Origin of the sequence: Cyclobacterium qasimii M12-11B, assembly GCF_000427295.1 — a bacterium.
Classification (GTDB): domain Bacteria; phylum Bacteroidota; class Bacteroidia; order Cytophagales; family Cyclobacteriaceae; genus Cyclobacterium; species Cyclobacterium qasimii.
Genome location: NZ_ATNM01000018.1, coordinates 58,641 through 71,152, shown reverse-complemented (window position 1 = coordinate 71,152; position 12,512 = coordinate 58,641). Strand labels below are relative to the sequence as shown.

At 39.1% G+C, this 12,512-nt stretch carries 10 protein-coding genes; 9 read left to right on the top strand and 1 reads right to left on the bottom strand.

What is annotated here, in order from left to right:
• The first annotated feature begins 321 nt into the window (after positions 1-321).
• The 9 genes from ADICYQ_RS01890 (at position 322) to ADICYQ_RS01850 (ending at position 12,137) form a co-directional block, all read left to right on the top strand.
• Positions 322-1,728: a sulfatase family protein gene (locus tag ADICYQ_RS01890; RefSeq protein WP_020890234.1), complete on the top strand. Its 1,407-nt coding sequence runs from the start codon at positions 322-324 to the stop codon at positions 1,726-1,728.
• Between the two features lie 146 nt (positions 1,729-1,874).
• Positions 1,875-3,584, top strand: a complete 1,710-nt coding sequence (locus tag ADICYQ_RS01885) for an FAD-dependent oxidoreductase (RefSeq protein ID WP_020890233.1) — start codon at positions 1,875-1,877, stop codon at positions 3,582-3,584.
• A 326-nt stretch (positions 3,585-3,910) separates the two neighbouring features.
• Positions 3,911-5,593 carry an FAD-dependent oxidoreductase gene (locus ADICYQ_RS01880; protein ID WP_020890232.1) on the top strand — a complete coding sequence of 561 codons (1,683 nt, stop codon included), beginning with the start codon at positions 3,911-3,913 and terminating at the stop codon, positions 5,591-5,593.
• Between the two features lie 163 nt (positions 5,594-5,756).
• Entirely contained in the window at positions 5,757-6,839 is a 1,083-nt protein-coding gene (locus ADICYQ_RS28050; protein ID WP_235114263.1) for an arylsulfatase, read from the top strand.
• A gap of 82 nt (positions 6,840-6,921) precedes the next feature.
• A complete protein-coding gene (locus tag ADICYQ_RS28045; RefSeq protein WP_020890230.1) occupies positions 6,922-7,524 on the top strand; it encodes a hypothetical protein in 603 nt (200 codons plus the stop codon).
• A gap of 9 nt (positions 7,525-7,533) precedes the next feature.
• Positions 7,534-8,385, top strand: a complete 852-nt coding sequence (locus tag ADICYQ_RS29490) for an FAD-dependent oxidoreductase (protein ID WP_316929252.1) — start codon at positions 7,534-7,536, stop codon at positions 8,383-8,385.
• Positions 8,345-9,559, top strand: a complete 1,215-nt coding sequence (locus ADICYQ_RS29485; RefSeq protein ID WP_316929251.1) for an FAD-dependent oxidoreductase — start codon at positions 8,345-8,347, stop codon at positions 9,557-9,559. Before ADICYQ_RS29490 ends, ADICYQ_RS29485 begins: the two co-directional genes overlap by 41 nt.
• A gap of 643 nt (positions 9,560-10,202) precedes the next feature.
• Positions 10,203-11,003 carry an alpha/beta fold hydrolase gene (locus tag ADICYQ_RS01860; protein WP_020890226.1) on the top strand — a complete coding sequence of 267 codons (801 nt, stop codon included), beginning with the start codon at positions 10,203-10,205 and terminating at the stop codon, positions 11,001-11,003.
• 129 nt (positions 11,004-11,132) lie between these two features.
• Complete coding sequence (locus ADICYQ_RS01850; RefSeq protein WP_235114261.1) at positions 11,133-12,137, top strand: sensor histidine kinase; 1,005 nt, start codon at positions 11,133-11,135, stop codon at positions 12,135-12,137.
• 12 nt (positions 12,138-12,149) lie between these two features.
• Here ADICYQ_RS01850 and ADICYQ_RS01845 read toward each other — a convergent pair whose 3' ends face one another.
• Positions 12,150-12,476 carry a DMT family transporter gene (locus ADICYQ_RS01845; RefSeq protein ID WP_014022996.1) on the bottom strand — a complete coding sequence of 109 codons (327 nt, stop codon included), beginning with the start codon at positions 12,474-12,476 and terminating at the stop codon, positions 12,150-12,152.
• Positions 12,477-12,512: the final 36 nt, after the last annotated feature.

Sequence of the window (12,512 nt, the reverse complement as noted above, 5' to 3'; positions counted from 1 at the left end):
TAATACCCTCTATTTAATGATAAATAAAAATCTTCTGGAAATGAATTTCTTTGTTAGCAAAATCTTAAAAAAGGAATTATTCACTATTTTAGGCTTGATCGTATATTCTTTAACAATGAACCATGGGGTATTAGGAAGAGATTGGCATTGAGAATGAAATGTAGTAGTGCTAATTTCGATTGATAAAAAGTAAAATCAGAATCATTTAAATAAGTAATAATAATTTATTGGCAGAATGAGATATATACAGATTGTTATTTTGGTTTTTGCCTATATGCTTACGTCTTGCAATTCCGGTGATAAGGAAAACTAAAAGAGTCCTTGCCTAATATCCTTTTTATTTATGCGGACGATTTGGGGCATGGTGATTTGGGAGTATACAATCCACTTTCAAAAATCCCTACACCTAATCTGGATCAATTGGCAATGGATGGGATCCGGTTCTCTGATGCCTATTGTCCAGTTTCAGTGTGTTCTCCAAGTCGATATGCTTTAATGACCGGAGAGTACCCTTGGAGGAGTTGGAAAAAGTCTGGAGTGATGGCCAATTATGAACCTTCAATGATTGATGAAGGAAAACTTACCTTGCCTCAAATGCTTCAGAATGCAGGATACCAAACAGTGGGGTTCGGGAAATGGCATTTGGGAACTACTTTCCCCACTAAGGATGGCGAGACACCAGTTGGATATGGAAGATTTCAAGATGATCAAAATGGAGCTAATATTGACGTCACCAAACCCGTAAGTGATGGGCCTTTAGATAGAGGGTTTAATCGCTGGTTAGGGTTTAGTTGTGCCAGTGAATGTTGGATATTCGAAGACAATCATATAGTTGGCGCACTCGTTCACGATTTGTATACGATTGAAGCTGCCTCTGGAACAGAACACCTTGAGAAAATCCCATTGCAGGGTTTCTTACCCTATATCACGGAAAAAAGTATTGATTACCTCCAGCAATTCAAAGAAGAGGAAACCGATAACCCCTTCTTCCTCTATTATTCTCCTTATGTTCCCCATATTCCCCTAGCTGTTGATCAAGACTTCATAGGGAAAACAGATGCAGGTCTTTATGGCGATTATGTTTTTGAACTGGATCACTACATTGGTCAATTAATAGATGAACTTGACCGTCTAGGTTTGAAAGACAATACCATAATAATTTTCGCCAGTGACAATGGTTCGCAGTTTATTGCTACAAGCCCGGAAGGAGACAATGAGCAAGCGACCAATAGCCCACAGGATGTGGAAAAGGTAATAAATCCAGATGCGCATCAACCCAATTTTCCTTTCAAAGGTACCAAGTGGTCCGTCCATGAAGGTGGGGTTCGCACGCCATTAATTGTAAGTTGGGCAGGGAAATTCCCAAAGGGCCAGGTAAGCAATCAACTCATCGCGCTCAATGACATTTTACCTACTTTAGCAGGGCTAGTGGGAGAATCCTTACCAGACGGAACCGCAAGGGATGGACATAACTTATTATCCGCTTTCTATGGTAATAATGTGACTGCAGGGAAAAGAGAATCAGTAGTGGTGCGAGGCAGTGGAAATGTTTATGGATTGCGTCAAGGGAATTGGAAAGTGGTAGGTGAATATCCTTTTGTATCGCCGGTGGAACTTTATAACCTGAAGGAAGACCCTGGTGAGACCATAAACCTGGCGCTGAAGAATCCTGAAATTGCCGAAAAATTATTAAAGCTATTAAACGATCATTTAAATTCGGCCATCTAATCGCAATAAGACAATACCCAATTCCATTCATTCTTTGATTGCAGTTAACGGTCAATACAAAATGAAACATAAACAAAAAATTATAAACGAATAAACAAGCACTCAAATCGCAGCCTAGAAGGTTGCGACACTAAAGTCCCAACACCATGAAGCAAACGTTTACAGCAATTCTATTTCTTTTTACTCTTTGGTTTGCCTGTCCAGCTCAGGCACAGCACTCTTATGACCTGGTCGTCTATGGAGGCACTTCCGGAGGGGTGGCCGCAGCCATTCAAATTTCACGGATGGGTAAATCGGTAATACTCATTGAGCCCTCAAATCATTTAGGTGGCCTTACCACTGGAGGCTTAGGAGCCACAGATATAGGGAATAAAAAGGTGATTGGAGGTATTTCCAAAGAGTTTTATCAAAATATCAAAGCATATTATGACAATCCTGAGACATGGAAATATGAGGACAGGGCCGCCTATTTATCCAGACCAGATCAAACCAGATCTGTGGAGGGAGAAGATGCCATGTGGACTTTCGAGCCATCTGTAGCCATGAAAGTATATGAGAAAATGTTGGCAGATGAAGACATAAAAGTAGTCATCGGAAAGCGATTAAACAGAGAAAGTGGTGTAAAATCTAAGAACAATAAGATTACTTCTATCACCATGGAAAGTGGGGAGACCTATACAGGTAAAATGTTTATGGATGCCACTTATGAGGGTGACTTGATGGCTGCTTCAGATGTAAGTTATACTACAGGAAGAGAAGCCAATAGCCAATATGGAGAAACGTTAAATGGTGTACAAGCCAATTTTTATAATATTACCCTTAAAGGGAATGTTTCCAGAAATGCTATTCACCACAATTTTGTACCAGGGGTTGATCCTTATGTGGTGAAAGGTGACCCTTCTAGTGGCCTACTTCCATTTATTATTGAGGGAGGACCTGGTATAGATGGAACAGCTGACAAAGGGATTCAAGCTTATTGCTATAGGATGACACTAACAAATGAACCTGAAAATCGAGTTCCATTTGAAAAACCCGCTAACTACAATGAGTTGGAATTTGAGTTGTTGTTCAGGAATTATGAAGCAGCGAATGGACCTATTGAAAAAATGTACCATTATGGAGATCCTTTAGTCCCCTGGATCAATACTCCAATGCCCAATAAAAAGACGGATACAAACAATCAAAAAGGTTTTTCTACTGATTTTATAGGTCAAAATTTTGATTATCCTGAAGCAAGTTATGCAGATAGAGAGGCCTTTAGTCAAAAGCAATTGGAATACCAGCAAGGCTTAATGTGGTCATTGGCCTACCACCCAAGAATCCCTAAAAAAGTTAGAGAGGTAGTTTCCCAATGGGGAATGCCAAAGGATGAATTTACAGACAGAAACGGTTGGACACCACAGCTGTATGTAAGGGAAGCAAGAAGAATGGTGAGTGATTATGTGGTTACCCAGGCAGATTGTGAAGGATTGGTTCCACAAGTGGAAGATGGCGTAGGAATGGGGTCTTATGGGATGGATTCTCATATGGTTCAAAGGTATGTAGATCACAATGGTTACGTTCAAAATGAAGGTAACTTCGAGGCGAGAGGCTTGAGTGCATATCCTATTTCTTACAGGTCTATAGTACCTAAAAAAGGAGAAAAAGAAAACCTATTGGTGCCAGTATGTATAAGTGCTACCCATGTGGCCTTTGGATCAGCTAGAATGGAACCTGTATTTATGGTTTTGGGACAATCTGCAGCCACGGCCGCTTCTTTAGCGATTGACCATCAGGTAGCTGTTCAGGATCTTGATTATAATTTATTGGTTGAAATACTGCTTAAAGACAATCAAATTTTAGATTATGAAAAGTAATTAATTATTTGAGATTGTACGTTTTAAATTGAATTTGCGATTATCTTATGGATGTTCAGTTTAACCAATAATGATGTTATTGAATTTTCTTATTGACAATTAAAAATTCTAATTATGCCATTTTAATCCAAAAACCTCAGAGAGGAATTTTTATATAAATTAGCAACACTTATTGCAATCTCAATGGCTGTTGCCTTGGTCTTTCCTAAGGCTTAACGTGTGGTTTTTGTGTAAGTTGATTAATATCTAAACTATAAATTTGTGAAAGAAAACAAATAAAATATCATATAAACAATTAATAAATAAGCAATTAACCAAATATAACTATGAGAAAAACAAGTATTTTAAAGGCTGTGTTTTTAAACCTTTCTTTGCTTTTTGTTTTTATGGCATGTAGCCCAAAAGCGGAGCAGGAAGAAACAACAGATGTCATTGTATATGGTGGCACATCTGGAGCTGTGACTGCAGCAATCCAAGCAAAAAAAATGGGCAAATCAGTAATAATGGTTTCCCCTGACAAGCACTTAGGAGGTTTGACAGCCGGAGGTTTAGGCTGGACAGATACAGGTAAAAAAGAAGTGATAGGAGGCCTATCTCGGGAGTTTTACCAAAGAGTTTACGAAAAATATACAGAAGATGGTGCCTGGAAATGGGAAGCCCAATCTGAATTTGGTAATAAAGGACAAGGTACTCCAGCTATAGATGGGGAGTTCAGGACCATGTGGATTTTTGAACCTCATGTGGCTGAAGAAGTTTATGACGAATGGGTGGAGGAATTAGGTATTGAAGTCCTTCGCGATGAATGGTTGGACAGAGAATCCGGTGTGACTGTGGAGGATGGAAAAATCACCGCTATCCGAACTTTGAGTGGTAAGGAGTTTAAAGGTAAAATGTTTGTAGATGCTACTTACGAAGGAGACTTAATGGCCGCTGCAGGTGTAAGTTATCACGTAGGTAGAGAAGGAACAAGTGTTTACGATGAAGAGTGGAATGGTGTTCAGACTGGTGTATTCCACCATAGACACCACTTCAAAGCTTTGGATCAGCCCATAGATCCTTATATAATCCCAGGAGATCCTTCTTCAGGATTGCTTCCTAAAATTAGTGGAGAAGACCCAGGTGTTAAAGGTGAAGGTGACAATAAAGTTCAGGCCTATTGCTTCAGAACATGTATGTCTGTAAATCCAGACAATCAGGTGCCTTTCCCAAGACCTGATAATTATGATTCTACCCAGTATGAATTGCTAGGTCGAATTTTTGATGCAGGATGGACAGAATGGTTTGGTAAATTTGACATGATCCCTAATAAGAAAACGGATACAAACAACCATGGTCCATTTAGTTCAGACAATATTGGGATGAATTATGATTACCCTGAAGCCAGTTATGAAAGAAGGAAAGAGATCATCAAAGAACATGAGGACTACCAAAAAGGACTATTGTATTATGTAGCCAACGATCCAAGGGTACCGAAAGAAACCCAGAATGAATTTAAAAAATGGGGCTTGGCCAAAGATGAATTCACTGACAATGGCAACTGGCCACATCAAATTTATGTGAGAGAAGCCAGAAGAATGGTTGGGAAATATGTAATGACTGAAAATGAGTTGATGCAGAAAAGACCTACTCCTGAGTCAGTAGGAATGGGTTCTTACTCCATAGATTCACACAATATCCAACGGTATGTGGATGAAAATGGGCATGTGCAAAATGAAGGCGATATAGGCGTTGGGCTTAGTCAACCTTATGAAATAGCTTACGGGTCTTTGGTACCTAAAGCTGATGAAATTACAAACTTGGTGGTTCCAGTCGCTGTTTCTGCTAGTCATATTGCCTTCGGTTCTATTCGTATGGAGCCTGTATTTATGATTTTAGGACAGTCAGCCGCTACTGCAGCAGTTATGGCATTGGATGGGGAGATTAGTGTACAAGAACTTCCTTATGCTTCCTTAAAAGCAAAATTATTGGAAGATGGCCAAGTATTGACTTTAGCTGATAAAATACATTAATAATAAAAAATTGTGTCAGTGGAGTTGCTGATTTAATGGTGAAAGTAAACGATAAAGTACCAATGACTTACAATGTTTGAAGTACCTATTGTTTATTTTTCCCATTAGACTTTTAATAGGCTGCTATAGGGTAATTGTCAATGCTAAATTAAAATGTATACCTGTGAAACGTACTGATTCCTGTTTGTTCCTGTTCATATTCTCGTGTTTTTTCATGGCTTGCAAGTCAGAAGTAAAAGAACTAGACAGACCTAATATCCTGATCATCTTATCTGACGATCAGGGCTGGGGAGACCTAAGTTTTACCGGTAATCCCAACCTGCAAACTCCAAATATTGACAAGTTGGGTGTTGATGGAATCAGTTTTGATCGTTTTTATGTTTCTCCCGTTTGCTCACCTACCCGTGCAGAAATGCTTACTGGTAGGTACCATATGCGTGGAGGGGTAAGCGGTACTTCCGCAGGTCAGGAGCGACTGGATCTTGACGAGGTTACCTTTGCAGAAGTACTTCAAAAGTCAGGATATGTAACAGGTGCTTTTGGTAAATGGCACAATGGGATGCAGCATCCCTATCATCCCAATGCAAGGGGTTTTGATGAGTTTTATGGCTTTTGTTCAGGACATTGGGGCGATTACTTTAGTCCTCCTTTGGAACATAATGGCAAACCTATTCAAGGAGAAGGTTTTCTTGCTAATGACCTTACATCGAAAGCCATGGCCTTTATTGAGCAAAATCAGGAGCAACCCTTTCTTGTTTACCTTCCGCTGAACACACCCCATTCACCCATGCAGGTTCCTGATCGTTGGTACGATTCATTTGCCAACAAGGCACTTGATAGCCTTGTGAATGATGAAGACCAGGTGTTTACCAAGGCAGCTTTGGCCATGTGTGAAAACATCGATTGGAATGTGGGAAGAATTATGGACCAACTCAAGGCCCTTAACCTTGAAGAAAACACCATTGTTATCTATTTTAGTGACAATGGCCCCAATAGTTTTAGGTGGAATGGTGGTATGAAAGGTAGAAAGGGATCTACAGAAGAAGGGGGTGTAAGAAGCCCGTTTTTTATGCAATGGAAAGGGACCATTATAGGGGGAGATGTTGTTAAGGAAATTTCAGGGGCAATTGATCTTTTCCCCACGCTGATGGACATGCTGGGTTTAGCACATAAATCAGTCAAACCCTTCGATGGAATAAGTTTAAAACCCCTCATATTTAAAGAAGCCAAAAAACTGGGAGGATAGGATAATCTATAGGCACTGGAACAACCGAACGAGTTTAAGGACCCAAAACTTCCTTCTTGATCACGAAGGTGCCTTGTTTGAGATGAATGAAGATCCCTTTCAGAAAAATCCGGTCCAAGATCAATATCCAGAAGTTTCGGCAAAACTTATAGCAGCAAAAGTGAGCTGGGAAAGTGAAATGGCTGAGGAACAGGCCAATGATCCTGAGTTTAGGCCATTTACTTTAGGTGCTGCTGAAGCCAAATACACACAAATGCCTGCTCGTGATGGTACTTCTTATGGACAGATTCAGCGTTCTAATCGTTTTCCTAATGACTCCTTTTTTACAAATTGGGTGACTTTGCAAGACAGTATCACTTGGGATGTGGAGGTATTGACAGCAGGGAAATATGATGTTGAACTTTATTATACTTGCCCGGAAAAAGATATTGGTGCTACCTTTAGACTTCAGGTAGGGAAAAACATTCTTGATGGGAAGGTGACTTTACCACATGATCCACCATTAAAAGGGAAAGAAAATGATCGGGTAAAACGTATAGAGTCTTACGTGAAAGACTTCAAAGACATGTCTCTGGGAGAGATTAACCTGGACAAAGGAGAGGCTACTTTGTCTATCAAAGCACTTGATATTCCCGGTAGCCAGGTAATGGATTTAAGATTGATTGTATTCACTAAAAGTAATTGATAATTAGTAATGAAGAAACAATTTAATTATTTAGTAATAGGTTGCTTGATATTGTCGAGCTTGATGTTTTCCTGTTCAGGTTCTGAAAAAGCCGAAGAAAAAACGTATGATGTTGTCGTATATGGAGCCACTTCCTCTGGGATAATAGCTGCTTATACAGCCAAAACCATGGGCAAATCAGTTTTGCTAATTGAGCCAAGTCAACACTTAGGTGGTTTGACTACCGGAGGTCTTGGTTATACAGATATTGGAAATAAATTTGCCGTTACCGGCCTTTCAAGGGATTTTTATAGGAAACTTGGAAATCATTATGGGAAGTTTGAGCAATGGATATTTGAACCAAGTGTAGCCAAAGCAACTTTTCAAGAATATTTGGACCGTGCAGGAATCACCGTTCAATATGGATTTAGAATCCAAAATGCAGAAAATAAGGATGGTTGGATTAACAAAATTACCCTGGAAAATTCCAACAACCCTTCAGAACCGCTAAGGGAAGTGTCTGGTAAAATGTTTATTGATGGAACCTATGAAGGAGACCTGATGGCCAAGGCTGGTGTTAGCTATGACATCGGTAGAGAAGCCAATGATAAATATGGTGAAACCTTCAATGGAGTTCAATTAATGAATGGCCATCAGTTTCCTGACGGAATTGATCCTTATAAAACACCTGGTGATCCTTCAAGTGGACTTCTGTGGGGTATAAGTGATGGCGTTTTGGCCGAAGATGGTACAGAAGATGATAAAATTCAAGCCTACAATTATCGTATCTGTTTGACCAATGACCCAAGTAATCGCATAGAAATAACAAAGCCGGAAGGTTATGATCCTTCAATGTTTGACTTGTTGGTTAGGCTTTTTTGAAGCGCAACCAGAAAAAAGAAGTTTGGGACAGTATTTTATTTGGAGCAAAATGCCAAATAGCAAAACTGATATCAACAATAGGGGAGGTTTCTCTACAGATATGATTGGTGCGAACCATGAATATCCTGAGGGGAGTTATGAAAAACGAAAAGAGATCATAGATGCCCATACACTTTACACACAATCCCTTCTGTACTTTTATAAGACGGATCCAAGGGTACCGAAAGAACTTCAGGATGCCATTCAGGAATGGGGCTATCCAAAAGACGAATACGTAGATACTGAAAATTGGACCCCTCAATTGTATGTAAGAGAAGTGAGGAGAATGGTGGGAGAATATGTAATGACTCAAGCCAATTGCGTGGGTGATAAAGTTGTGGAGGATGGCGTTGGAATGGCTGCTTATACCATGGATTCTCACAATATTCAACGTGTAGTCTTGGAAAAGGACGGTAAAAAAATGGTGAAGAATGAAGGAAATGTAGAAGAAGGCGGTTTTGGTCCTTACCCGATTGCCTATAGATCTATTATTCCAAAAGCAAGCGAAGCAAAAAATCTGTTTGTGCCGGTAGCGCTTTCTGCCAGTCATATTGCCTATGGTTCTATTCGTATGGAACCCGTCTTTATGGTGTTAGGACAGTCAGCAGCGGTAGCTGCAAGTTTGGCATTGGATGAAGGGCAATCTGTTCAAGAGGTATCCATCCAAAAGCTACAAGGAGAGCTCCGCTCAAATCCATTGGCAGATGGTAGCACCGCAGAGATATTGGTTGACAATGATGATGAGGGAGTAGTTGTTACTGGAGATTGGGGAGTTCAAAATAGGCATGGATATGGCCCTACACTTTTGAAAAACGCTGGTAAAGACAATTCCATTAATACAGTACGTTTTAGTCCAAAGGTGGTAGAAAATGGCAAATACGATATTTATGTCTATTTTTCAGGTACCGAGGATGCAAGCAGCCAAACGAAAATTATTATTTCAGATGGTAATGCAGAAAAAGAGGTTGTCGTAAAAGAATCTGATATTAGAGTTGAAGGTCAGACACGAGGCGAATGGGTAAATGTAGGTGCTCATACCTTAGAAGTAGGTACTAATCCTTTTGTTACTGTAAGTACAGAAGGTGCTGATGGTGCAGTTGTAGCTGATGCAGTACTTTGGGTACCTGCAAAATAATAATTATAGCCTCTTTAATTTAAAGTAAATGATCCCAATTTCATAAAGTTTTATGCTTTTTGAAATTGGGATTTTTTTTGATTCTGGCATAAATTAAGCAGTTAAAGGATTAATGCCAATGTAATTCTGATCTTACCATATACACATTATGGGTAAAGCCGAAGTAGGTATTGACCATTTTTTTTCCTGGCGGTAAAATTTCTTGACAATTTTAAGGAACCAATAAAATCATAAAAAGCGTAAGTGAATGATTTGTAATGGTTGTAATCACAATGGGGAGGAATTCCCTCCTGATTTTATGCACATTTCAGAGTGGATTCTCCATCAGGTCAAATTTTTTTCATTTTATAGTCAAAGAAGTTAGGTATAATAATTGCTTCAAATCAATCTTAAGTTTTTATTTTATTTTGTTTGAGCATCAAATTAAATGGTTTGGCTCAAAAACTTAAACCAAAGAATAACTTTAGTAATCGGGATTTCACCCATCCAATTATTATATAGCTATTTTGATAAAATTTCTGCATATTTTTTTTGTTTGAACCAAACCAAACATGATTCGGTTTTAAGGCGGATTCATTTAAGGTTGAATAAAAAGACAGGCTGTAATTGAAATGAATTAATGATCACCTGAACGCTACCGACAATGATTGATGATAAATTATTTAAGAACAATGTAAATATTTCCGGCAATGGTATACAGCCCATTGTTTTTGGTCACGGTTATGGATGTGATCAGAAAATGTGGCGTCATATTACACCTGCTTTTGAGAAGGATTATAAGATTGTTTTATTTGATCATGTAGGTTCGGGAAAATCAGACATAAGGGCTTACAATTACCAAAAATACAGCTCCCTGGAGGGATATGCTGAAGACCTCATAAAGATTATTGTTGATCTTGATCTACAGGATGTGGTTTTTGTTGGTCACTCAGTAAGTAGCATTATCGGTGTACTTGCAGCTGGAAAAAGGCCTGATTTGTTTGATAAATTAATATTGGTAGGCCCCTCACCTTGCTACATAAATGAGGATGAATATTTGGGGGGATTTAACAAGGATGATATTGATGAATTGGTAGAAACATTAGAGAGTAATTATTTAGGTTGGTCCAGTTTTATAGCTCCAATAATTATAGGCAATCCTGAGTTGCCTGAATATTCCGAAGAATTAAGGAATAGTTTCTGCTCTATGAACCCTGATATAGCAAAGCATTTTGCCAAGGTAACTTTTATGGGGGACAACAGAGAGGATTTAACAAATGTGTCTACCCCCACTTTGATTCTCCAGAGTCACCCGGATATGATAGCACCCGTTACTGTTGGTGAATTTGTTCATAATAAAATTAAGGAAAGCAAATATGTGCTTTTGAATTCTTCCGGGCACTGTCCTCACCTGACATCACCTGATCAAGTTATTTCAAGCATACAATCTTATTTAGAAAACTGATTTTGATAGCAAAACCATTTATAGAAGATTCAGAAGATCTTTATCAAAATGCCCCTTTTGGTTATATGACCATGCGCGCTGATGGGCTTATTGTCAATATTAATACCACATTGCTAGTGTGGTTGGGATATGAAAGAGACGAAATCTTACTTCAAAAAATCTTTTCAGGACTTACTGGGGATGGGAGAAAAGATTTATTTTGAAACGCATATGATGCCCATACTTCAAATGCAGGGGGAAATTTCTGAAATAAGCATCGATCTTAAAGGGAAAAAGACCAGAAAACTGCCGACCCTGATAAATGGAAAACGTATTCCTGGTAGTTCAGCTAAAGAATCCTTTTTTAGGTTTTCGGTGCTTAATATTACCCAGCGCAAGCGATATGAGGTGGAGCTAATTAAAGCAAGAAAACAGGCGGAGCAAACTGTAGAACGGCTTAAGCATATTAATGAAGGACTGGAACAATTTGCTTACACAGCGTCCCATGATTTACAGGCACCACTGAATACGATCTCTGGTTTGATGGGTTTGCTGGACAAAGAAGGTTATTTGCCACCCGGTAGCCAAGGGGAGATGTATTATTCCCTTATTATAAACAATACCCAAAGAATGAAACAAATGATCAAAGACTTGCTCGATTATTCCAAAATGGAAGGGGATGAAAAGGAATTTGAAGAGGTTTCATTAAATGAGGCTTGTAGCATTGCATTGGAAATGATTGAAGATCAGGCGAAAGAAAATAATGCAACTTTTACTATTGGAGAGTTGCCGGTAATCGTTGCTGACAAGATTCAGGTGATTCGACTTTTTCAGAATCTTTTTAGCAACGCCATTAAATACCGGTCGGATGCCGACCCAGTGGTGTCGGTTACATTTGAAGATAAAGAGGATCAAATCACTGTCTTTGTCAAGGACAATGGCATTGGTTTTAAACAAGAAGCATCTGAAAAAATATTTGGTTTCATGAAAAGATTGGATCCTCACGGCAGCATTCAAGGAACAGGGATTGGACTATCTGCTTGCAAGCGTATCCTTGAAATTCATGGAGGAACAATAGGTGCAAAATCAGAACCAGGAAAGGGAAGTACCTTCTATTTTACAATTCCTAAAATCGCTAGAAAACGGGATTACTAAACCTTAATTGTTTCAATGCGAGACTGCCTTCAAACCAATTATGGAACCTATCAACATGAAAATGAAAAACAATCGCCAGAAATGAGCCGGTTCTTTAAAGAAAAATATACCCACCAAGACTGTCCCTACAGCCCCAATACCTGTCCAAACCGCATAAGCTGTTCCTATCGGTAAACTTTGTGTAGCGCGTATCAATAATGCCATACTTATGGTCAGGCAAAGTAAAAAGGCACCATACCAGCCATACATTTCCTTGCCTGATGAGGCCTTTGCCATACTCAAGCAGGAGGCAAAAGCTACCTCAAAAAGACCTGCAATAATTAAAAGAATCCAATTCATGGGTTTATGTGAAATGGGTAAATGTTATTTTTTTTC